The sequence below is a fragment of the Streptomyces sp. MGP-P1 genome (assembly GCF_057766565.1).
On the sequence record NZ_JBYMEM010000007.1, the window covers coordinates 784,822 to 806,652 of the forward strand.

18 protein-coding genes and 2 tRNA genes are annotated in these 21,831 nt (G+C 69.6%); 14 read left to right on the forward strand and 6 right to left on the reverse strand.

What is annotated here, in order from left to right; all coding sequences use genetic code 11:
- Positions 1-6: 6 nt before the first annotated feature.
- Positions 7-1,311, reverse strand: coding sequence for an FAD-binding oxidoreductase (locus AC3CH1_RS25115; RefSeq protein ID WP_488465000.1), 1,305 nt, complete (start codon positions 1,309-1,311; stop codon positions 7-9).
- 109 nt (positions 1,312-1,420) lie between these two features.
- The gene (locus AC3CH1_RS25120; RefSeq protein ID WP_488465001.1) at positions 1,421-2,854 is read right to left on the reverse strand and encodes an amino acid permease; all 1,434 of its coding nucleotides are present in this window, start codon (positions 2,852-2,854) and stop codon (positions 1,421-1,423) included.
- A 225-nt stretch (positions 2,855-3,079) separates the two neighbouring features.
- On the opposite strand from AC3CH1_RS25120, the gene AC3CH1_RS25125 reads away from it, so the two are divergent.
- From AC3CH1_RS25125 to AC3CH1_RS25135, 3 genes are all read left to right on the forward strand, one after another.
- Positions 3,080-3,568, forward strand: coding sequence for a ribose-5-phosphate isomerase (locus AC3CH1_RS25125; RefSeq protein WP_488465002.1), 489 nt, complete (start codon positions 3,080-3,082; stop codon positions 3,566-3,568).
- Positions 3,569-3,677: 109 nt separating this feature from the next.
- On the forward strand, positions 3,678-4,502 hold the full coding sequence (locus AC3CH1_RS25130; RefSeq protein ID WP_488465003.1) for an Fpg/Nei family DNA glycosylase: 825 nt from the start codon (positions 3,678-3,680) through the stop codon (positions 4,500-4,502).
- A gap of 132 nt (positions 4,503-4,634) precedes the next feature.
- Positions 4,635-5,780, forward strand: a complete 1,146-nt coding sequence (locus tag AC3CH1_RS25135; protein ID WP_488465004.1) for a PP2C family protein-serine/threonine phosphatase — start codon at positions 4,635-4,637, stop codon at positions 5,778-5,780.
- 171 nt (positions 5,781-5,951) lie between these two features.
- Here AC3CH1_RS25135 and AC3CH1_RS25140 read toward each other — a convergent pair whose 3' ends face one another.
- Positions 5,952-7,136: a cation:proton antiporter gene (locus tag AC3CH1_RS25140; protein ID WP_488465005.1), complete on the reverse strand. Its 1,185-nt coding sequence runs from the start codon at positions 7,134-7,136 to the stop codon at positions 5,952-5,954.
- A gap of 283 nt (positions 7,137-7,419) precedes the next feature.
- On the opposite strand from AC3CH1_RS25140, the gene AC3CH1_RS25145 reads away from it, so the two are divergent.
- On the forward strand, positions 7,420-7,920 hold the full coding sequence (locus AC3CH1_RS25145; protein ID WP_488465006.1) for an HD domain-containing protein: 501 nt from the start codon (positions 7,420-7,422) through the stop codon (positions 7,918-7,920).
- A 90-nt stretch (positions 7,921-8,010) separates the two neighbouring features.
- Here the strand turns inward: AC3CH1_RS25145 and AC3CH1_RS25150 are convergent, their stop codons facing one another.
- Positions 8,011-9,177, reverse strand: a complete 1,167-nt coding sequence (locus AC3CH1_RS25150; protein WP_488465007.1) for an acyltransferase family protein — start codon at positions 9,175-9,177, stop codon at positions 8,011-8,013.
- Positions 9,178-9,678: 501 nt separating this feature from the next.
- Between AC3CH1_RS25150 and AC3CH1_RS25155 the strand changes: the two genes are divergently transcribed.
- On the forward strand, positions 9,679-9,873 hold the full coding sequence (locus tag AC3CH1_RS25155; protein WP_026290750.1) for a hypothetical protein: 195 nt from the start codon (positions 9,679-9,681) through the stop codon (positions 9,871-9,873).
- A gap of 102 nt (positions 9,874-9,975) precedes the next feature.
- Here the strand turns inward: AC3CH1_RS25155 and AC3CH1_RS25160 are convergent.
- A tRNA-Gly gene (locus tag AC3CH1_RS25160) sits at positions 9,976-10,049 on the reverse strand.
- Between the two features lie 178 nt (positions 10,050-10,227).
- On the opposite strand from AC3CH1_RS25160, the gene AC3CH1_RS25165 reads away from it, so the two are divergent.
- The 5 genes from AC3CH1_RS25165 (at position 10,228) to clpX (ending at position 14,993) form a co-directional block, all read left to right on the forward strand.
- Positions 10,228-10,304, forward strand: a tRNA-Pro gene (locus AC3CH1_RS25165).
- A 150-nt stretch (positions 10,305-10,454) separates the two neighbouring features.
- Positions 10,455-11,855, forward strand: coding sequence for a trigger factor (tig, locus tag AC3CH1_RS25170; protein ID WP_488465008.1), 1,401 nt, complete (start codon positions 10,455-10,457; stop codon positions 11,853-11,855).
- A gap of 311 nt (positions 11,856-12,166) precedes the next feature.
- Positions 12,167-12,772: an ATP-dependent Clp protease proteolytic subunit gene (locus AC3CH1_RS25175; protein WP_361868721.1), complete on the forward strand. Its 606-nt coding sequence runs from the start codon at positions 12,167-12,169 to the stop codon at positions 12,770-12,772.
- Positions 12,773-12,854: 82 nt separating this feature from the next.
- The gene (locus AC3CH1_RS25180; RefSeq protein ID WP_361868380.1) at positions 12,855-13,538 is read left to right on the forward strand and encodes an ATP-dependent Clp protease proteolytic subunit; all 684 of its coding nucleotides are present in this window, start codon (positions 12,855-12,857) and stop codon (positions 13,536-13,538) included.
- A 156-nt stretch (positions 13,539-13,694) separates the two neighbouring features.
- A complete protein-coding gene (gene clpX / locus AC3CH1_RS25185; protein ID WP_403911584.1) occupies positions 13,695-14,993 on the forward strand; it encodes an ATP-dependent Clp protease ATP-binding subunit ClpX in 1,299 nt (432 codons plus the stop codon).
- An 88-nt stretch (positions 14,994-15,081) separates the two neighbouring features.
- Here clpX and AC3CH1_RS25190 read toward each other — a convergent pair whose 3' ends face one another.
- Positions 15,082-16,107, reverse strand: a complete 1,026-nt coding sequence (locus tag AC3CH1_RS25190; RefSeq protein ID WP_488465009.1) for a hypothetical protein — start codon at positions 16,105-16,107, stop codon at positions 15,082-15,084.
- Between the two features lie 138 nt (positions 16,108-16,245).
- Between AC3CH1_RS25190 and AC3CH1_RS25195 the strand changes: the two genes are divergently transcribed.
- The 4 genes from AC3CH1_RS25195 to ndk all read left to right on the forward strand — a co-directional run bounded on the left by AC3CH1_RS25195 (position 16,246) and on the right by ndk (position 21,551).
- The gene (locus AC3CH1_RS25195; RefSeq protein ID WP_488465010.1) at positions 16,246-18,867 is read left to right on the forward strand and encodes a valine--tRNA ligase; all 2,622 of its coding nucleotides are present in this window, start codon (positions 16,246-16,248) and stop codon (positions 18,865-18,867) included.
- A gap of 136 nt (positions 18,868-19,003) precedes the next feature.
- Complete coding sequence (folC, locus tag AC3CH1_RS25200; RefSeq protein WP_488465011.1) at positions 19,004-20,536, forward strand: bifunctional tetrahydrofolate synthase/dihydrofolate synthase; 1,533 nt, start codon at positions 19,004-19,006, stop codon at positions 20,534-20,536.
- A 7-nt stretch (positions 20,537-20,543) separates the two neighbouring features.
- Positions 20,544-20,897, forward strand: coding sequence for a DUF4233 domain-containing protein (locus AC3CH1_RS25205; RefSeq protein ID WP_215105653.1), 354 nt, complete (start codon positions 20,544-20,546; stop codon positions 20,895-20,897).
- 240 nt (positions 20,898-21,137) lie between these two features.
- On the forward strand, positions 21,138-21,551 hold the full coding sequence (gene ndk / locus AC3CH1_RS25210) for a nucleoside-diphosphate kinase (protein WP_228922622.1): 414 nt from the start codon (positions 21,138-21,140) through the stop codon (positions 21,549-21,551).
- Positions 21,552-21,831: the final 280 nt, after the last annotated feature.

Consider the following 21,831-nt stretch of genomic DNA (forward strand, 5'->3'; position numbering starts at 1 on the left):
CCCTGCTCAGCCCTCGTAAGGCCCCCCGAAGAGGCCCGCCGGATCGAACTGGGAGACCAGGCCGGCGAGCCTCTTCGCCGTTTCCGGCTCATGGAGACCGGCGGTTTGGTCCCCGCCGCCGAAGGCGAAGTTCAGCGACCGCCCCTGAACGAGCGGCCCCAGCACCCCGGACACCTCCCCGTACAGCGAGCGCACCTGCGCCACGTCCGTCCCCTCGAGCGGCGACAGCAGCCGCAGCAGGAAGCCCGCGTCCCGGTGGGGCACCGCGTTCGTCGTCTCCGGCCGCCGGGCCAGCGCCCCGCCGAGATGGTTGAGCTGCACCACCGTCATCATCGGGGCCCCGGGCCCGGTCAGCTCCAGCACCCGGGCCGCCCGCCCCGCGTCCAGCTCCCGGAGCACCAGCCCCTCCCCGTAGTACGCGTGCGGGAACGGCGGGTCGCTGTGGATGGTGGGGCTCTCGGTGTACGGCATCTCCCGCAACGAGTCCGAGAGCACCGGACCGATGCCCCGCAGCGGGGCCACCAGCCGCTCGCCCTCGGCCGCGTCCCCCGTGAAGGCGACCCGCACCGAGACGACGTACCGCCCGCGCGACTCCTCCGGCAGCTGCGGCAGGTCCGGGAAGACGAGCGCGGCCAGCGACGACGTCAAAGCCTCCGGCACGGTCCGGGTCCACCGCACATAGCGGTCCACGACCTCGGCCGCCCGCTCCCCGGCGAACGCGATCACACCCCCGTACAGCCGCTCCACCGCCACCAGGCCGACCTCCAGGGCCGTCACCACCCCCAGCCGGTGCCCGCCGCCGCGCAGCCCCCAGAACAGCTCCGGCTCGCGCTCCGGCGTGACCCGGCGCAGGACCCCGTCGGCGGTCACCACCTCCAGCGCCCGCACATGGTCGGCGGCGTACCCGAACTCCCGGGCCAGGATGCCAAGACCGCCGCCCAGCGTGTACGAGACCGCGCCCACCGAGGGCGACGAGCCGTTCAGCGGGGCCAGCCCGTGCGGGACAGCCGCCGCGGTCACCGCGCCCCAGGTCGCGCCCGCACCGATCCGGGCGGTGCGGCGGACCGGGTCGACGGCGACGGAGTCCAGGGCGCGGGTGGAGACGAGGACGCCGCCCTCGACCGCCCCGGGCAGCCCGTGGCCGGTGGCGTGCGCGGCGACGCGGAGCCCGCGCGCGGCGGCGTACGCCACGGCCTCCCGTACGTCGTCGGGCGTGGCGGCCTCGACCAGCCGGTCGGGCCGGATCGGGAAGCCGGTCTGGAACGTGGCGGGCGGGGGTGCGGGTGCGGGTCCGGTGGACGGGGACGACATGGGGGAGGCTCTCCTTCGCTCGCGTTTCGGCGGTGCGAAAAAGAGCCTCCCCGGGAAACCTGACAACCTCTGTCAGGTATCGGTTGAACGGGTGCGGATCACCTGCGGATCACTTGGCGACGGCCTTGCGGCCGCGCACCTCCCGGAACAGCGAGATGCCCACCACCAGGGCCGCGACCAGCAACGACAGCACGACCTGCTCGCGGGCGGCGTCGTCGGTCAGCATGTAGACCAGGACGAAGGAGATCATCGCGATCGTCGCCCAGGTGAGGTACGGGAAGAGCCACATCCGTACGACCAGCTTGTCGGGGGTCTCGCGCAGGATGATCCCGCGCATCCGCAGCTGGGTGAAACAGATGACCAGCCACACGAAGAGCGCGACCGCGCCGGAGGAGTTCAGCAGGAACTGGAACACCGTGTCGGGCCACTGGTAGTTGAAGAACACCGCCACGAAGCCGAAGACGACCGAGGACAGGATCGCCGCCTGCGGCACACCGCGCTTGTTGACCTTGGCGAAGGCCTTCGGCGCGTCTCCCCGCTCGCCGAGCGAGAACGCCATCCGGGAGGCGGTGTAGAGGCCGGAGTTGAGGCAGGACAGCACGGCGGTCAGCACGATGAAGTCCATGACCTGCCCGGCGTGCGGGATCCCGATCACGTCGAGGGCGGCGACATAGCTGCCCTTCTCGACGATCGACGGGTCGTTCCACGGCAGCAGCGTCAGCACCACGAAGATCGAGCCGAGGTAGAAGACGGCGATACGCCAGATCACGCTGTTGGTGGCCTTGGAGACGGCCCGCTGCGGGTCCGACGACTCACCGGCGGCCAGTGTCACGATCTCACTGCCCATGAACGAGAAGACGACCATCAGCACACCGGTCAGGATCGCACCGGGGCCCTCGGGGAAGAACCCGCCGCTGTCCGTCAGATGCGCCAGACCCGATCCCGCGTTGTCCGCGCCGGGCAGGAAACCGAAGACCGCGAGGAAGCCGATGACCACGAACGCGCCGATCGCCACGACCTTGATCCCGGCGAACCAGAACTCGAACTCGCCGTAACTGCCCACCGACACCAGGTTGGTGGCGGTCAGCACGACCATCACGATCAGCGCCCAGGCCCACTGGGGGACCCCCGGGATCCAGCTCTCCAGGATCTTCGCGCCCGCCGTGGCCTCGACGGCGAGCACCACGACCCAGAAGAACCAGTAGAGCCAGCCGATGGAGAAACCGGCCCAACGGCCGAGCGCCTGGTCGGCGTAGGCGGAGAAGGAGCCGGAGCTCGGCCGGGCGGCGGCCATCTCGCCGAGCATCCGCATCACGAGGACGACCATCAGGCCGACCATCGCGTACGACAGCAGAATCGCCGGGCCCGCGGCCGCGATGCCCGCGCTGGAACCCACGAAGAGCCCGGCGCCGATCACACCGCCGATCGCGATCATCGAGAGGTGGCGGTTCTTCAGACCTGCCTGAAGCCCGCCCGACGAGTCCGGCCGGTCCGGCTCACCGGGCTCCTGGCCCGGCTTCGCCAGCGTCGTCTGCGACGTCATGGGGGGAATCCTTACGTTTGGTGCGTGAGGGTGCGCCCTGCTCCGCAGTGGGGTGGTGCGAAGACAAGGCCACGCATTCAAGCCCGGAAAGAGGCGGAAACGGAACCCCCTCTTCCGGATCGTTTGCCGGATCGTTGCCCGAGTGGTGTTGACCACAGAGAACTCGGCGGGAGGCCCCGACCCCCCTGACCGCTACCCCACGAAGTTCGTGCCACACTTCGCACCATGCGCGTGTACCTCGGATCCGACCATGCCGGCTACGAACTCAAGAATTACCTCGTCGAGTGGCTCGGCGCCCACGGCCACGAGGCCGTCGACTGCGGCCCCCACATCTACGACGCCCAGGACGACTACCCGCCGTTCTGCCTGCGCGCGGCCGAGAAGACGGCCGCCGACCCGGACAGCCTCGGCATCGTGATCGGCGGCTCCGGCAACGGCGAGCAGATCGCCGCCAACAAGGTCAAGGGCGTCCGCGCCGCACTGGCCTGGAGCGAGCAGACCGCCGCCCTCGGCCGCGAGCACAACGACGCCAACGTCGTCGCCATCGGTGGCCGGATGCACACGGTCGAGGAGTCCACGAAGTTCGTCGAGATCTTCCTCAACACGCCGTACTCGAACGAGGAGCGCCACACGCGCCGCATCGAGATGCTCGCGGCGTACGAGAACACCGGCGAACTCCCCGCGATCCCCGCCCACCACCCGCAGCAGGGCTGATCCACCCCCCTCTCTCCCCCGTGCCGCCGGGTCCCGGACCCGGCGGCACGGCCATGCCGCCGCCCGGCACCCCCCTACCGCCGCCCGCCCTTCCAGCAGGAGCCCCGCCGTGCCCGAGGGACACACCATCCGGCGCCTCGCCGACGACCACGCCGAACGGTTCGCGGGCGCGCCGGTCCGGGTGAGCAGCCCGCAGGGCAAGTTCGCCGACAGCGCGGCCCTGCTCGACGGGCGGACCCTCACCGCCACCGACGCCCACGGCAAGCACCTCTTCCTCGGCTTCGGCGACACCGGCTGGGTCCACATCCACCTCGGCCTCTTCGGCAAGCTCGGCTTCGGCGCCGCCCCGCCCCCGCCGCCCACCGACACGGTCCGCCTCCGGCTGGTCAACGCCGGCCACCACGCGGATCTGCGCGGCCCCACCACCTGCGCCCTGATCACCGAGCCCGAGAAGCGCGCGATACACGAGCGCCTGGGCCCGGACCCGTTGCGCGGCGACGAGGACGGCGAGCGCGCCTGGCAGCGGATCTCCCGCAGCCGGACCTCCGTCGCCGCCCTGCTGATGGACCAGAAGGTCATCGCGGGCGTCGGCAACGTGTACCGCGCCGAGGTCCTCTTCCGCCACGGCCTCGACCCGTACCGCACGGGCAGGGACCTCACCCGCGCCGAGTGGGACACGATCTGGGCGGACCTGGGGGAGTTGATGCGCGAAGGCGTGCGGAACAACCGGATCGACACCGTCCGCCCCGAACACCTCCCCGAGGCCATGGGCCGCCCGCCCCGCAAGGACGACCACGGCGGCGAGGTCTACGTCTACCGCCGCGCGAACCTCCCCTGCCACATCTGCCGTACGGAGATCCGCACCGCGGACCTGGTCTCCCGCAACCTCTTCTGGTGCCCCCGGTGCCAGCCCCCGGGACCCTCCGGCGACTGACGCCCCAGCCCCGCGAATCCGCGTCCTGTGCCGCGCGAAATCGGTTCGCGCCCCGTGGACGACCCCGTTTCGAGCGCATTGTCACCGGGGTCCCCCTGCACCGGAGGCGTCCGGGTCGATAAGGTCCCGGCAATGGCCCGTAGCGGAGGAGTAGACGACTTCGGGGCCCGGTGGCGCAGAAACCTGCACCGGGCCCGCACCGGCCTGCGCAAATCCGGGGTCGACTACTTCCGCGGCGACGGCTCCGACTGGATCGCCCTGGCCGGCCTGCTGCTGACGATCCCGGCCATCACCCTCGCCACCGTCGCGAGCCCGGTCTGGATCGACCCGGCCGCCCTCGCCCTGCCCATCGTGGCGGGCGGCCTCCTGCTGCGCCCCGCCAGCCTGCTGGGCCTCTACGCGACGGCCGCCGGCGCACTGATCGTCGAGGCGCTCACCCTCGGCCCGTACCTGGACGGCCCCGCCCGGGTCACTCCCGGCACGGTGCTCGTCGTCGCCGCCTGCGGCTTCTTCGGGCTGATCCTGGCCCAGTTCCGGGCCCGGGTCGGCGTGCCCTGGCGGCGCGGCGGCACGATGCTCTTCGACCTGCGCGAACGCATCCGGGTCCAGAGCGCCCTGCCCCGGCTGCCCCAGGGCTGGCACCGCGAGATGGCCCTGCGCCCGGCCGGCGGCCAGTCGTTCTCCGGGGACTTCGTCGTCGCGGCCCGCACCCACGGGGGCCGCACCCTGGAGGCCGTCCTCACCGACGTCTCCGGCAAGGGCATGGACGCGGGCTCCCGGGCCCTGCTGCTGTCCGGCGCCTTCGGCGGACTGCTCGGCTCGCTGCCCCCGCACGCCTTCCTGCCCGCCGCCAACGGCTACCTGCTACGCCAGGACTGGGACGAGGGCTTCGCCACCTCGATCCATCTGGTGCTGGACCTGGAATCGGGCGACTACGAGATCTTCTCCGCGGGTCATCCGCCCGCCCTCCAACTGCACGCGGGCACGGGCCAGTGGGAGGAGAAGTCCGGGGAGGGCCCCCTGCTCGGCGTCTACGACGGGGCCGAGTTCGACGCGGTGAAGGGATCGCTCGCGCCGGGCGACGTCCTGATGCTGTTCACCGACGGTCTGGTGGAGGCCTCCGACCGGGACATGTCCGAGGGCATCGACCGGCTGACGGGCGAGGCCGACCGCTATGTCTCCACCGGCTTCGAGGGTGCGGCCTGGCATCTGATCGAGGCCTGCGCCAAGGACGTCAACGACGACCGGGCCCTGCTCCTCCTCTCCCGCCGGGCCTGAGCGCCCTTCGGGCGGGAGACCGCCACCGGGCGCGGGACAGCGAACGCGGAGAGGCACCGACGCCGGACGCCGAGCGGCGGAGAGGCGCCCGACACCGGACGCCGAACGGCGGAGAGGCGCCCGTCGCCCGGAGACCGGGTAGCGGGGCGCCTCTCCGCCGTTCGCTGCCGCTCAGACCGAGACCGGTACCTGTTTCTGGTCCTGGTCGTCGTCCTTCCTGCGGCCGCCGGGCAGGACGCGGGCCAGCCAGTGGGAGCGTCCGGCGGCCAGCGGCGCGAGGACGGCGAGCAGGAGGACGTAGCCGGCGATGAACGGCGAGAGCCGCTCGTCCAGTCCGGCGGCCGCCGCCATCGTGGCCAGGATGAGCGCGAACTCACCGCGGGCGACCAGGGTGGTGGCGATGTTGGACGTGGCCTGCGCGCCGAAGGAGTACACCCGCGCCGCCGCCAGCCCGGCCGCGATGTTCATGGCGAGCGTCAGCACCACGGCGGCCAGCACCGGCCACAGCACGCTCGGGAGGTCGCCCGGGTCGATGGAGAGACCGAAGGCGAAGAAGAAGATCGCGCCGAACGCGTCGCGGAGCGGGTGGACGAGCTTCAGGATGCGGTCGGCGGACGAGGTGGAGCCGAGCATCAGGCCGACCATGAACGCACCGATCGCGTCGGCGACGCCGAACATCTCGGAGACACCGGCGACGAAGACGGCCACGCCCAGGAAGGAGATGACGAGCAGCTCGTCGTCCTTGGTGTTCATGAGCTTGCCGATGAGCTTCGTGCCGAACCGGGCCGCGAGGGCGAGCAGCAGCAGGAAGCCGAAGGCCTTGCCGCCGTCGAGCAGCGCGGCCGAGAGGCTGTCCGCACCGGACAGGATCGGCTGGAGCGCGGCGAGGTACAGGGCGAGGAAGATGTCCTCGACGACGATGATGCCGAGGATCGGCCGGGTCTCCGGATTTCCGATGCGCCCGAGGTCCACCAGGATCTTGGTGACGATCGCGGACGAGGAGATGCCGAGGACACCGGCGAGTACCAGCGCCTCCGCCGTGCCCCAGCCCAGCGCGAAGCCGAAGGCGAGACCGGCGCCGACGTTCAGCAGGAGGTACGTCCCGCCGGCGATGGCCATCTTCCGGCCGCCGGTCTTGAGGTCGTCCATGTGGAACTCGAGCCCCAGGTAGAAGAGCAGGAGGACGAGTCCCAGCGCGGAGAGCATCTCCAGGTCGTGCGGGTTCTTCAGGAGCGTGTAGCCGGGGGTGTGCGGGCCCAGGAGGATCCCGGCCAGGATGAACAAGGGAATCGTCGGCAGCCCGATGCGGCCGCCGAGGCGGGCGAGGACGGCAGCGGCCAGGAAGGCGCCGCCCATGGCGAGGAGGGTGTCTGCGTGTCCGATGAGCCTGATCCTTCGAGGTCGGTCAAGAGCTGGTCAAGGGGGCATTAAGAATCCATCAGTAATTAGTTTACCGAACGATTGATCCTGCAACTATGGGTCTGCCGGATTGTCATCATTTGTCATCCCGCTTCCGCTCTGGGGGCCGCCGGGTGGCGACATCAACAGCCCGGCGGGCGAGAAGAGTTCGGCCTCGGCCCCGGAACCGGCTCGGACACGGCCCCGGCCGTCCTGCCGCGCACGGCCGTAGGGTCGGCCCATGACCGGACATGATCTGAGCCTCGCCGACGTGGAGGCCATCGCCCGCAGGGCCCATGCCCGGCAGACCGACAAGGCGGGCCGTCCCTACACCGAGCACCTGGCGGCGGTGGCCGAAGGAGTGCGGGTGCGCGGCGGCGATGACGGGCAGATCGCGGCGGCCTGGCTGCACGACGCGATCGAGGACGCCGCGCTCCCGGCGGAGTGGCTGGCCGCCGCGGCCCTGCCGCAGGAGGTGAAGGACATGGTCCTGGCGGTGACCAAACGGCCGGGCGAGGAGCTGTCCTCGTACGCCGCGCGAATCCTGGCCACGCCGGGCGCGCTGCTCGTCAAGGAGGCGGACCTCGCCCACAACGCGGATCCCGAGCGCCTCGCGGTCCTGGACGCGGCGACCCGTACCCGACTGGCGGCGAAGTATGCGCAGGTACGCGAGCTGTTGGGGCTGGCCGGAGACGAATCACCCCCGGACCGAAAGAATCCGGCCAACCCGGAGACGCACTGATCCACCCGCGGCCGGGCCGGCGGGTGGATCGGGGAGAACGGCGAGCGGGCGGCGTCGGCCGTTCCGTGAGCGGCCGGTCCGCCAGAGGGCTCAGCGCCCCGCGGGGTCCTTCCGGAACGCCCACTTCAGCTCCGGCTCGGTGACCCACTTCAGGGCGCGCCCCACCCATGGGGTGCACATGAGCGTCACCGCCACCGCCGCGGTGAGCGAGACGACGATCAGCCCGACCGGGTCGGAGAGCCAGGTGTGGCGGTCGAACAGGCCCGCGTACTCGGCCCCCTTGACCAGGAAGCCGTGCAGCAGGTAGCCGCAGATCGTTCCGGCGCCGAGCGCCGTGAACCACCGGGCCCGGCCGGGCACCCAGGCCAGGAAACCGACCGTCAGCGCCAGGGCGCAGCCGAACATCGCGAGCGTCATCACCGCGCCGGACCACCACGGCGCGTCCATCTCCTGCGCGCTGTTGGCGCGGTAGAACCAGCCGAGCTCCATGCGCGGGGCGATCCAGTACGCGAAGAGCAGCGCACCGGCGAACAGCGGCAACGACAGCAGCCGCACCTCGCGCCGCCTGACCAGCTGGAAGTGCTCGGGCCTCATCAGCAGGCCGAGCACGAAGAACGGCAGGAGCTGCAGCACCCGCTGGAGGTCGAGGTCGTCGCCGATCTCGGGGGAGACGGAGGCGAGCACGGCGATGGCGAGCGCCACCGGCAGCGGATGGCGCAGCGTGCGCCAGATCGGCGTGGTCACCCGCCAGATGAAGAGGGCGATCAGGAACCAGGTCAGGAAGAACGGGTCGATCAGGCTGATCGCCATGTCGGGCGAATCGCCCGCGTACCGCTTGAAGAGTGAATAGGCCGTCTCGAACAGCACGTACGGCACCGCGACCGAGGTGATCAGCCGCTTCACCTTGGACGGCGTCATGTCGAACGAACGGGAGAAATAGCCGGAGATGAGGATGAAGGCCGGCATGTGAAACGTGTAAACGATCATGTACAGCGCCCGGGTGGCGCGGCTGCCGTCCATCACGGGTTCCCAGGCGTGCGCCACCGCGACGAGAACGATGGCCAGATACTTCACATTGTCGAAGTAGGGATCGCGCTTCCTCGCCGCCGCGGACGCCGGAGCGGCGGCGTCCTGAGCGCTGGGGCCGGGGGCGGGCCGGGGTGCGGTGGCGGTGAGCGTCTGCTCGCGTCTGGGCTCCGACTCCCGGGTCGCCGGGGGGAGCGGGGCCCTCTGAAATACGCTCGGAGCTTGGAACATCTAAGGCACCTTAGACCGGTCGATTGCCTCGCGTAAAACTGCGGGGAGATATCGCGTGTTCCCCTCTATTCGAATGCGAAACCGTCGAACACCGCCCGCTATGACATACTTGATCCCGCTTAAATGGTGCATATCGGCAGGATGTTGGGTGAAGTGAATTACGTCGCATTCACGCTGTCAATTGCCTGTGAATGAAGTGTGGGGATGCGGAAACGATCGACGTGGTGGATATTCGGCCGCCGGGATTCCATGGCCGGCGCACACGATGGCGCGAGGGCCCCGCGGCTCCAGCGCCCTGCCCCGGAAGGGTGCGGTGCGGGCGTCCTGCCGCGCCTGCCGCGGTGATGGCGCCGTCCCGTGAAGGATGGCGGGATCCCGTCAGTCCGTTCCGTCACCCGGCAACAACCACGGGGGAGTTGGTGGCACGATGGGGGCGACGGGGCGCGCGGTGGTGCACGCTTCCGGGCCGGCAAGGCGGACCGACCGAGGGTGTGATCAGACGTGGCTATTTCACTGTCTATGGTGCTGCTGTTCGCGGTCATCCTGGTGGTAATGATCCGTGGTGGCTCCATCAAGGCCGGTCCCGCGATCGTCGCCGTGCTCTTCGGCTTCTTCCTGGCGTCGACCGGCATGGCGCCGTCGATCAACAGGTTCATGAACTCGATAGCCGACACCATCAACCAGATCAGCTTCTGAGGCCGGGACCGGCTGCCGGGGCTCCGGAACGGGGTCCTGAAAACACCACGACGCACGAGGGCCGGGCCGGAGGATCATCCTCCGGCCCGGCCCTCGACTGCGTGGAGCGGGCGACGGGAATCGAACCCGCGTAGCTAGTTTGGAAGACTAGGGCTCTACCATTGAGCTACGCCCGCAAGCGTCGCACCGCAGGTCCGTGGACCGCGGCACGAAGAGCATCGTAGCGGGTCGGCGGCGGTGCCCGCACACCCGTTGCGCCGGCCACCGGTCCGGTCCCGGACCGGACCCCCTGACGCCGTTCCGTAAAGCGGCGGAACCACGGCTCCGGGGCATGTACCCTACGTGTCGCACCGACGGGGTGTGGCGCAGCTTGGTAGCGCGTCCGCTTTGGGAGCGGAAGGTCGTCGGTTCGAATCCGGCCACCCCGACCACCAGCAAGATCGCATTGTGGGAGTCATCCCCCTTGCCGTTACTATGCAAAATGCGTGCCCGTGTGTCTGATGTACCGGGCTCGGTCCGCGAAGCCGCCAATCGGCGGCCCAGCAGAACCCCAAGAAGTCAGCCACCAAGGAGACCGAACCGTGAAGAGCGCCGTGGAGACCCTGAACCCGACCCGGGTTCGGCTCAGCATTGAGGTGCCCTTCGAGGAGCTCAAGGACAGCCTCGACGCGGCGTACAAGAAGATCAACCAGCAGGTCACGGTGAAGGGCTTCCGCAAGGGCAAGATCCCCGCCCGGGTCATCGACCAGCGGTTCGGCCGCGGTGCGGTGCTGGAGGAGGCCGTCAACGACGCCCTCCCGAAGTTCTACACCGAGGCGGTCAACGAGGGTGAGCTGAACGTCCTCGGCCAGCCCGAGGTCGACATCACCGAGCTGAAGGACGGCGAGCTGCTGGCCTTCACCGCCGAGGTTGACGTACGCCCCGAGATCGAGATCCCGGACTACTCCGGCATCGAGGTCACCGTCGACGCCCTTGAGGTCACCGACGAAGAGGTCGAGAAGGCCGTGGAGCAGCTCCGTGAGCGCTTCGCAGCCACCAACCCGGTCGAGCGCGCCGCCGCCGACGGCGACGTCGTCACGATCGACCTGGAGGCCAAGGTCGACGGAGAGGTCCTGGAGGACGGCGTGGCCGACGGTGTCTCGTACACCATCGGTTCCGGCGAGCTCCTCGACGGCATCGACGCGGCCGTGACCGGCCTGGAGGCCGGTGGCGAGGCCACCTTCACCTCCGAGCTGAAGGGCGGCTCCGCCGAGGGCAAGGCCGCGGAGGTCACCGTCAAGGTCACCGCCGTCGCCGCCCGTGAGCTTCCCGAGCTGGACGACGACTTCGCCCAGATGGCCAGCGAGTTCGACACGCTGGAGGAGCTGAAGGCCGACAGCCGCAAGCGCCTGGAGACCACCAAGCAGTACGACCAGGCCACCCAGGCCCAGGAGCGTGTCCTGGAGGAGCTGCTGAAGCTCGCCGAGGTCCCGATCCCGGAGAAGCTGCTCGCGGACGAGGTCCAGACCCGCAAGCACAACCTGGAGCACCACCAGCTCGGTCAGATGGGTCTCGACCTCGAGAAGTACCTCGAAATCCAGGGCAAGACGCTGGAGGAGTTCGAGAACGAGACCTCCGAGCAGGCCATCAAGGGCATCAAGACCCAGTTCATCCTTGACGAGCTCGTCAACAAGGAGAAGCTGAACGTCAACCAGGAGGAGCTCACCGAGCACCTCATGCGGCGCGCTGCTTCCTCCGGCATGAGCCCCGACCAGTTCGCCCAGGCCGTCGTCGAGGGCGGCCAGGTGCCGATGCTCGTCGGCGAGGTCGCCCGCGGCAAGGCGCTCGCCGTCGTCGTCGAGGCCGCCAAGGTCGTCGACACCAACGGTGAGGTCGTCGACCTGGAGGACGAGGAGGAGGCCGCCGAGGCCACCGCCGAGACCACGGAGGCGCCCGCCGAGGCCGCCACCGAGGACAAGGCCGAGGAGAAGAACGAGGCCTGAGCCTCGTCCCGATCCCCAGGGCGGCCCTCGCGCCGCCCGGCACGACGGGCCCCGGACGCTCCACGCGTCCGGGGCCCGTCGCCGTATCGCGGCGCGGAGTGCCGTATCGCTGTGCGAGCCCCGGAACCCTTGTGCCCACTGCGGACCTTGCGCTCCCAGCGAACAGTTGCGGAAGCGGGATGGCGTTGTCCCACCTGCGCGTTAGGGTCCATGAAGAGGAAGGGTGGGGCAGTGACTTCACCCGCCCGGTACGAAGACGCTGAGACGGCCGGAGCCGTCAGAGACGAGCAGGTGGATACGTGACGAATCTGATGCCCTACGCCGCCGGAGAGCCGTCCCTCGGTGGAGGCCTCGGTGACCAGGTCTACAGCCGACTGCTCGGCGAGCGCATCATCTTCCTCGGTCAGCAGGTCGACGATGACATCGCCAACAAGATCACCGCACAGCTTCTCCTCCTTGCCGCGGAACCCGACAAGGACATCTACCTCTACATCAACAGCCCCGGTGGTTCGGTGACGGCCGGCATGGCGGTCTACGACACCATGCAGTACATCCCGAACGACGTGATCACCATCGGCATGGGCATGGCCGCCTCCATGGGCCAGTTCCTGCTCACCGGCGGCACCGCGGGCAAGCGCTTCGCGCTCCCGAACACCGACATCCTCATGCACCAGGGTTCGGCCGGCATCGGCGGAACGGCCTCGGACATCAAGATCCAGGCCCAGTACCTGCTCCGCACGAAGACGCGGATGGCGGAGATCACCGCCCGCCACTCCGGCCAGACCGTCGAGACGATCATCCGCGACGGCGACCGCGACCGCTGGTACACGGCGGAGGAGGCCAAGGACTACGGCCTCATCGACGAGATCATCACGGTCGCGTCGGGCATCCCGGGCGGCGGCGGCACCGGTGCCTGATCCGGTTCCCACCGGACCGGCCGCACCACCTCCCGTACGTCTCTCGCACGCCGAGACCTCCAGCCCACAGAACGCCACCAGGATGGTGAACACCCACATGAACAACTTCTCCGGCGCCTCCGCGAGCGGCCTCTACACCGGCCCGCAGGTGGACAACCGCTACGTCGTCCCGCGCTTCGTGGAGCGCACCTCGCAGGGCGTGCGCGAGTACGACCCGTACGCGAAGCTCTTCGAGGAGCGCGTGATCTTCCTGGGCGTCCAGATCGACGACGCCTCGGCCAACGACGTCATGGCGCAGCTGCTGTGCCTGGAGTCGATGGACCCCGACCGCGACATCTCGATCTACATCAACAGCCCCGGCGGCTCGTTCACCGCGCTCACCGCGATCTACGACACGATGCAGTTCGTGAAGCCGGACATCCAGACGGTCTGCATGGGCCAGGCGGCCTCCGCCGCCGCGGTCCTGCTCGCCGCCGGCACCCCGGGCAAGCGCATGGCGCTCCCGCACGCCCGGGTGCTCATCCACCAGCCGTCCTCGCAGACGGGCCGCGAGCAGCTCTCCGACCTGGAGATCGCGGCCAACGAGATCCTCCGGATGCGCAGCCAGCTGGAGCAGATGCTGGCCCGGCACTCGACGACCCCGCTGGAGAAGATCAGCGAGGACATCGAGCGCGACAAGATCCTCACGGCCGAGGACGCCCTGGCGTACGGTCTGGTGGACCAGATCGTTTCCACCCGCAAGACCACCGCGGGCGCATCGCTCTGACGTCGGTCTTTCCCCTTGGCACATTCCGTTTGCACGGCCACGGCCGTGTGAACCGTGCCAAGGGGGGCCCGAACGGGGGCCCAGGCAAGGTACCGTCGGACAGAGGCACCAGGAGTCGCTGAACCAGGCGTCTCCCAGGCGAAGGGGATTCACCTCGTGGCACGCATCGGTGATGGCGGCGACCTGCTCAAGTGCTCGTTCTGCGGAAAGAGCCAGAAGCAGGTGAAGAAGCTCATCGCGGGACCCGGTGTGTACATCTGCGACGAGTGCATCGATCTCTGCAACGAGATCATCGAGGAGGAGCTCGCGGAGACGAGCGAGGTGCGTTGGGAGGAGCTTCCCAAGCCTCGCGAGATCTACGAGTTCCTGGAGGGGTACGTCGTCGGGCAGGAGCCCGCGAAGAAGGCCCTCTCGGTCGCGGTGTACAACCACTACAAGCGGGTCCAGGCCGGGGAGAACGGCGGCGCCGCCCATCGCGAGGACGCGATCGAGCTGGCCAAGTCGAACATCCTCCTGCTGGGCCCCACGGGTTCCGGCAAGACGCTGCTCGCGCAGACGCTGGCCCGCATGCTCAACGTCCCGTTCGCCATCGCGGACGCGACGGCGCTGACGGAGGCCGGCTATGTCGGCGAGGACGTCGAGAACATCCTGCTCAAGCTGATCCAGGCGGCCGACTACGACGTCAAGAAGGCCGAGACCGGGATCATCTACATCGACGAGATCGACAAGGTCGCCCGCAAGAGCGAGAACCCGTCGATCACCCGCGATGTCTCCGGCGAGGGCGTGCAGCAGGCCCTGCTGAAGATCCTGGAGGGCACCACCGCCTCCGTACCGCCGCAGGGCGGACGAAAGCACCCGCACCAGGAGTTCATCCAGATCGACACGACGAACGTGCTGTTCATCGTGGGCGGCGCGTTCTCCGGCCTCGAGAAGATCATCGAGTCCCGGGCCGGCGCCAAGGGCATCGGCTTCGGCGCCACGATCCGCTCCAAGCTGGAGATCCAGGCGAGCGACCAGTTCCAGGAGGTCATGCCGGAGGACCTGGTGAAGTTCGGGATGATCCCCGAGTTCATCGGCCGTCTCCCCGTGCTGACCTCGGTCCACAACCTGGACCGCGAGGCCCTGCTCCAGATCCTCATCGAGCCGCGCAACGCCCTGGTCAAGCAGTACCAGCGCCTCTTCGAACTCGACGGTGTCGAGCTGGACTTCGAGCGCGAGGCACTGGAGGCCATCGCCGACCAGGCGATCCTGCGCCAGACCGGCGCGCGCGGTCTGCGCGCGATCATGGAGGAAGTCCTCCAGTCCGTGATGTACGAGGTCCCGTCCCGCAAGGACGTCGCCCGCGTCGTCATCACGCCCGACGTCGTCCGCAACAACGTCAACCCGACGCTGGTCCCGCGCGAGCCGCGCACGATCGGCAAGAACGACGGCGGCCGGCACGAGAAGTCGGCCTAGCCGCAGAGGACTTGGCAACGCCGAAGGGGCGCCCACCGGATGAACCGGCGGGCGCCCCTTCGGCGTTGAGCGATCAGATCAGGTCGGATCAGATCTTGGTGCGGGAGGTGTTGTAGAGCTTGGCGGCGAGGGCGGCCATCTCCTCCTGCGGCACCGACTTCTCCGTCAGCGCCGAGGCGACGTCGAGACCGGCGACGATGCCCACCGTGCTGTAGTCGGCCCAGATGCAGACCGGCATGGCGAACGCCTTCGGCCCCTTCGTGGAGGCGGAGCTGCCCTGGCTGGTGTCCACCTTGAGTTCCTGGCACTTCATCAGCGCACCGTCGAAGCCGTCCGGCTTGAACTCCTTGGGGCTGCCCACCCAGGAGGCCTTGTTGCCGTCGCTGGTAGTGCCGGTGCCGGCGTCCTTCGTCATGTTCTTCTCGGCCTTGGCGAACGCACCGTCGAGCGTCTTCGCCGGGTCCGAGATCTCGCCCCAGACGCCTTCGAAGATGAGCACCTTCTGCGCCAGCGGATTGTCCTTGCTGCCGCTCTGGTACTGGGCCCCCGCCTTGTTGGCGTCCTTGACGCCCATGGCCTCGGCCTCGGTCTTGTCCTGACCGGTGGCCGGGCCGGATGCCGCGGGCTTGGAGGGATTCTTCGTGTAATCCTCCACGGAGGCCGGGGGCGTCAGCTTGTACCCCTTGGTGGAGTCCGCCACGTCACCGCTGCCGCCACCCGAGGTCAGGAAGTACACCCCGCCCGCGATGACCGCCAGGGCCACCACGGCCACGCCCACGATCAGGCCGGTCTTCTTCTTCGGCTGCTGCGGCTGCTGCCCGTCGTACCCCGGCTGCCCGCCGTACGGAGGCGCCGGCGGCTGCTGGCCGTAGGGGCCGGGCTGCTGGGCCTGCGGATAGCCGTAACCCTGCTGCGGCTGCTGCGGCTGCGCGTACGGGTTCGGCTGCTGCGGGGGGACGCCCTGCGGGGCCTGCTGCGGGTAGCCGTAGCCGGGCTGGCCCTGCGGGGGGCCCTGGGGCGGCGGGGCTCCGTACGGGCCCGGCTGCTGTCCGTACGGTCCGGGCTGGCCCTGCGGCGGCTGCCCGCCGTACGGGCCCGGCTGGTTGTAGCTCATTGCGGTGTCCCCTCCAGAATTCCTCATGCGTTGCGAACATCCTGACCGAAGCAGCCCTGACATGGGGGATCGGGTCGGACACCGTTACTGAACTATCCCGTTTCAGTGCAGACCTGTGACGGCCCTAAACTGTCTCCCGTGACCGAGAACACTCAGCAGCCAAGCGCCAGCAACCCCGAACTGCCGACCCAGTACGCGCCGGCCGATGTAGAGGGGAAGTTGTACGAGCGCTGGGTGGAGCGCGGGTACTTCGAAGCCGACGAGCACAGCGACAAGCCGCCGTACAGCATCGTCATCCCGCCGCCGAACGTCACCGGGTCCCTCCACCTGGGCCACGCCTTCGAGCACACCCTGATCGACGCCCTCGTCCGCCGGAAGCGGATGCAGGGCTACGAGGCGCTGTACCAGCCGGGCATGGACCACGCCGGCATCGCCACCCAGAACGTCGTCGAGCGCGAGCTCGGCAAGGAGGGCAAGTCCCGCCACGACCTGGGCCGCGAGGCCTTCGTCGAGCGCGTCTGGCAGTGGAAGAACGAGTCCGGCGGCCAGATCTCCGGTCAGATGCGCCGTCTCGGCGAGGGCGTCGCCTGGTCCCGTGAGCGCTTCACCATGGACGAGGGCCTGTCCAAGGCCGTCCAGACCGTCTTCAAGCAGATGTACGACGACGGGCTCATCTACCGCGCCGAGCGCATCATCAACTGGTGCCCCCGCTGTCTCACCGCGATCTCCGACATCGAGGTCGAGTACCAGGAGGACGACGGCGAGCTCGTCTCCATGACGTACGGGGGCGGGGACGAGACCATCGTCGTCGCCACCACCCGCGCCGAGACGATGCTCGGTGACACCGCCGTCGCCGTCCACCCCGACGACGAGCGCTACAAGCACCTGGTCGGCAAGCAGATCAGCCTGCCGCTGACGGACCGCACCATCCCCGTCGTCGCCGACCACCACGTCGACCCGGAGTTCGGCACCGGCGCGGTCAAGGTGACCCCCGCCCACGACCCCAACGACTTCGAGATCGGCAAGCGCCACGACCTGCCGTTCCTCACGGTCCTGGACGAGCGCGCCGTCATCACCGTCCCCGGCCCCTTCCAGGGCCTGGACCGGCTGGAGGCCCGCTCCGCCATCGTCGCCGCCCTGCGCGCCGAGGGCCGGATCGTCGCCGAGAAGCGGCCCTACGTCCACTCCGTCGGGCACTGCTCGCGCTGCAAGACCACCATCGAGCCGCGCCTCTCCCTCCAGTGGTGGGTCAAGGTCGCCCCGCTCGCCAAGGCCGCCGGTGACGCGGTCCGCGACGGCAGCGTCAAGATCCACCCGCAGGAGATGGAGAAGCGCTACTTCGACTGGGTCGACAACCTCCACGACTGGACGATCTCGCGCCAGCTCTGGTGGGGCCACCGCATCCCCGTCTGGTACGGCCCGAACGGCGAGGTCGTCTGCGTCGGACCCGACGACGCGGCGCCCACGGGCGAGGGCTGGACCCAGGACAGCGATGTCCTGGACACCTGGTTCTCCTCCGGCCTGTGGCCGTTCTCCACCCTCGGCTGGCCCGAACGGACCGACAGCCTCGCGAAGTTCTATCCGAACTCCGTCCTGGTCACCGGCTACGACATCCTCTTCTTCTGGGTCGCCCGGATGATGATGTTCGGCCTGTACGTCAACGACGGCGTCCCGCCGTTCTCCACCATCGTCCTGCACGGCATGGTCCGCGACGAGCACGGCAAGAAGATGTCGAAGTCCTTCGGCAACGTCGTCAACCCGCTGGACTGGATGGACAAGTACGGCTCCGACGCCCTGCGCTTCACCCTCGCGCGCGGCGCCAACCCCGGCACCGACGTGCCCATCGGTGAGGAGTGGGTCCAGGGCTCGGCGAAGTTCTCCAACAAGATCTGGAACGCCACCCGCTTCGCCCTGATGAACGGCGCCACGATCGAGGGCGAGCTGCCCCCGGTCGAGGAGATGTCCGTCACCGACCGCTGGATCCTGTCCCGTCTGAACAAGACGGTCGCCGACGTCGACGCGTTCTACGACGACTTCCAGTTCGCCAAGATCAGTGAGTCGCTGCGCCACTTCGCGTGGGACGAGGTCTTCGACTGGTACGTCGAACTGTCCAAGACCACGTTCTTCGCGGGCGGCCGTCCGGCCGAGGTCTCGGGACGGGTCCTCGGCGAGGTCCTGGACGTGATGCTGCGGCTGCTGCACCCGATCGTCCCGTTCGTCACGGAGGCGCTGTGGACCGCGCTCACCGGGCGCGAGTCGATCGTCATCGCCGAGTGGCCGGGCGACTCCGGCTTCCGCGACGACGCGGCCGAGAAGGAGATCGAGCTGGTCCAGCAGGTCGTCACGGAGGTCCGCCGCTTCCGCAACGACCAGGGTCTCCAGCCGGGCCAGAAGGTCCCGGCCGAGCTGACCCTGACCGGCACGGAGCTCGCCCCGCACGAGGCGGCCATCCGCCAGCTGCTGCGGCTCCAGCCCGCCGGGGACGGCTTCCACGCCACGGCCTCCCTCCCGGTCGCCGGGGCCACCGTCGCCCTTGACCTGTCCGGCACCATCGACGTGCCGGCCGAGCGCAAGCGCCTCACGAAGGACCTGGAGGCCGCGCAGAAGGAGAAGGCCCAGGCCGAGGGCAAGCTCGGCAACGAGGCCTTCCTGGCCAAGGCCCCGGACAACGTGGTCGACAAGATCCGCGGCCGGCTCTCCAAGGCCGAGGCCGACATCGAGCGGATCGGCGCCCAGCTGGCGGCCCTCCCGCAGAGCTGATGTCCTGAAGCCGAAGCCCCCGCCCACCCCGACCGACCGGGGCGCGGGGGCTTCGCCGTACGCCCTCCGCGCCCCGCCCGTCCCCACTCCGCCGGGCGCTGCGCGCGATGTCGGCGCCCATCCGTAGACTGGGCGCGTGAGTGAGCCCCGCCCTTCAGACCGGCACGACGCGCCCGATCCCGACGACACCTTCGAGGAGATCGTCGACGAGGCGACCCAGCGCGACCCCGACCTGGCGGTGATCGAGGCCGGGAGCCGCACACTGCGCGCCCACTCGGGCCAGCCCCAGGGCGAAGCGGCCCCGGCCCGCCCGGCCGACCCCGAGACCGACAAGGCGCTGCGCGCGGTGGAGCAGGAGCTCGCCGGACGCTGGGGCGAGACCAAGCTGGAGCCGTCCGTCACGCGCATCGCCGCGCTGATGGACGTCCTCGGCGAGCCGCAGCGCGCCTACCCCTCCATCCACATCACCGGCACCAACGGCAAGACCAGCACGGCCCGCATGATCGAGGCCCTGCTCAACGCCTTCGAGCTGCGCACCGGCCGCTACACCTCCCCGCACGTCCAGTCGATCACCGAGCGGATCAGCCTCGACGGCTCCCCGATCACACCCGAGCGGTTCATCGAGACGTACGAGGACGTCAAGCCGTACGTCGAGATGGTCGACGCCCAGCAGCCCTACCGGCTCTCCTTCTTCGAGGTGCTCACCGGCATGGCGTACGCGGCCTTCGCCGACGCGCCCGTCGACGTGGCGGTCGTCGAGGTCGGCATGGGCGGCACCTGGGACGCGACGAACGTCATCGACTCCACGGTCGCCGTCGTCACCCCCATCTCGCTGGACCACACCGACCGGCTCGGCACCACGCCGGCCGAGATCGCCGGCGAGAAGTCCGGCGTCATCAAGCAGGGCGCCACGGTCATCCTGGCGCAGCAGCCGGTGGACGCCGCGCAGGTGATGCTCAAGAAGGCCGTCGAGGTCGACGCCACCGTGGCCCGTGAGGGCATGGAGTTCGGCGTCACCTCCCGCGAGATCGCGGTCGGCGGACAGCTTCTGACGCTGCGCGGGCTGGGCGGTGCGGCCACCGAGTACACCGACATCTTCCTTCCCCTCTACGGGGCCCACCAGGCGCACAACGCCGCGGTGGCGCTCGCCGCCGTCGAGGCGTTCTTCGGCATCGGCGCCGAGCAGGCCCGCACCCTCGACATCGACGCGATCCGCAAGGCGTTCGCCTCGGTGCTCTCGCCCGGCCGCCTGGAGGTCGTGCGCTCCAGCCCGACCGTCGTGCTGGACGCCGCGCACAACCCGGCGGGGGCCAAGGCGGCGGCTGACGGCGTCTCCGAGGCGTTCAGCTTCTCCCGGCTGATCGGCGTGGTCGGCACGAGCGGCGACAAGGACGCCCGCGGGCTCCTGGAGGCCTTCGAGCCGATCTTCGCGGAGGTCGTCGTCACGCAGAACTCCACCGCCCGCGCGATGGACGCGGACGAGCTGGCCGCGATCGCCGTCGAGGTCTTCGGCGACGACCGGGTCCAGGTCGAGCCGCGTCTCGACGACGCGCTGGAGGCGGCGATCACGCTGGCCGAGGAAGAAGACGAGTACGCGGGCGCCGGGGTGCTGGTGACCGGATCCGTGATCACGGTCGGCGAAGCCCGGCTGTTGCTGGGAAGGGGCTGAGAGAAGGATGCGGACGCTCTGCGCCTCGACGCTGATCGGTGAGTTCTTCGTGATCGGTTTCGCCGGTCTCGTCGCGATGAAGCTGGACGACGCCTCCATGGCCGTGGTCTGGACGGTGTGCGGCATCGGCATGCTCCTCTCCGTGCTGCTGTGCGGAATGATCACCCGGCCCGGCGGTGTCCAGCTGGGCTGGGCGCTCCAGGTCGCCCTGGTCCTGAGCGGGTTCGTGGTCCCGACGATGTTCATCCTGGGCCTGGCCTTCGGCGGTCTGTGGTGGGCCTCGATCCACTACGGGCGCAAGATCGACGAGGCCAAGGCCGACTGGGCCGCCCGACAGGAAGCCGAAGAGGCCACGGCCTGAGGCCACGGCCTGAGGCCTCGAAGCCCCGGGCCGGGCTTCCCTGCCCGGAGCTCCGGGTCTCCGGGCCTCCGGGTTCCCGGATCGTGCCGGCCCCGCCGACACGCGCGGCCGGCCCCTTCGGCCCTCGGAAATCCGGGGCCCGAAGGTGACCCTGGGTGAGCCCGGGCGCAGACCCGCCCCCGAGCCCCTGTAATCTCGCCCTCACCGCACCCGTATGCCTGGCCTTGCAAGGAGCCGTACATGACTCAGCGCACTCTCGTCCTGCTCAAGCCCGACGCGGTCCGCCGTGGCCTGATCGGCGAGATCGTCGGCCGCATCGAGCGCAAGGCGGACTGGCGGATCACCGCGCTGGAGCTGCGCACCCTGGACCACGAGACGCTGGAGCAGCACTACGGCGAGCACAAGGGCCGCCCGTTCTACGAGCCGCTCATGGAGTTCATGCAGTCGGGCCCCGTCGTCGCTCTGGTGGCCGAAGGTGAGCGGGTCATCGAGGGTGTCCGCACCCTGGCCGGCCCCACCGACCCGATCGCCGCCGCGCCCGGGTCCATCCGTGGTGACTTCGGCACGATCACCCGCGAGAACCTCATCCACGCCTCGGACTCCGAGGAGTCCGCGGAGCGGGAACTGAAGCTTTTCTTTCCGGGACTTTCCTGACCCCCGATCGGCCAAACAGCGCTGTACGCCTGGGGCGACCGAAGTAATTCGGTCGCCCCTCGGCTTAGGGTTTGGGATCGCGGGAACGCATCCCTTCGACGTAACGTCACCATGGGTAGAACGGGCACCCGTTCCGCTCACACTGGCGAAGGACCCTCGCGCTGTGTCCGTGCATACGGCACTACGATGGAAGCTTCCACGCCCGCAGCGCCAACCTCGCCTACCAGAACAAGCCATCTTCGCTACCTGGGAAGGCCCGACGCATCCTCATGGGGAACAA

Coding starts and splice junctions, on each gene's coding strand:
- AC3CH1_RS25145 (WP_488465006.1), top strand. CDS start 7,420: ATGACCGGACATGATCTGAGCCTCGCCGACGTGGAGGCCATCGCCCGC.
- AC3CH1_RS25205 (WP_215105653.1), top strand. CDS start 20,544: ATGCGGACGCTCTGCGCCTCGACGCTGATCGGTGAGTTCTTCGTGATC.
- ndk (WP_228922622.1), top strand. CDS start 21,138: ATGACTCAGCGCACTCTCGTCCTGCTCAAGCCCGACGCGGTCCGCCGT.
- AC3CH1_RS25190 (WP_488465009.1), bottom strand. CDS start 16,107: ATGAGCTACAACCAGCCGGGCCCGTACGGCGGGCAGCCGCCGCAGGGC.
- AC3CH1_RS25115 (WP_488465000.1), bottom strand. CDS start 1,311: ATGTCGTCCCCGTCCACCGGACCCGCACCCGCACCCCCGCCCGCCACG.
- AC3CH1_RS25135 (WP_488465004.1), top strand. CDS start 4,635: ATGGCCCGTAGCGGAGGAGTAGACGACTTCGGGGCCCGGTGGCGCAGA.
- AC3CH1_RS25120 (WP_488465001.1), bottom strand. CDS start 2,854: ATGACGTCGCAGACGACGCTGGCGAAGCCGGGCCAGGAGCCCGGTGAG.
- AC3CH1_RS25175 (WP_361868721.1), top strand. CDS start 12,167: ATGCCCTACGCCGCCGGAGAGCCGTCCCTCGGTGGAGGCCTCGGTGAC.
- AC3CH1_RS25150 (WP_488465007.1), bottom strand. CDS start 9,177: ATGTTCCAAGCTCCGAGCGTATTTCAGAGGGCCCCGCTCCCCCCGGCG.
- AC3CH1_RS25180 (WP_361868380.1), top strand. CDS start 12,855: ATGGTGAACACCCACATGAACAACTTCTCCGGCGCCTCCGCGAGCGGC.
- AC3CH1_RS25125 (WP_488465002.1), top strand. CDS start 3,080: ATGCGCGTGTACCTCGGATCCGACCATGCCGGCTACGAACTCAAGAAT.
- AC3CH1_RS25140 (WP_488465005.1), bottom strand. CDS start 7,136: ATGGGCGGCGCCTTCCTGGCCGCTGCCGTCCTCGCCCGCCTCGGCGGC.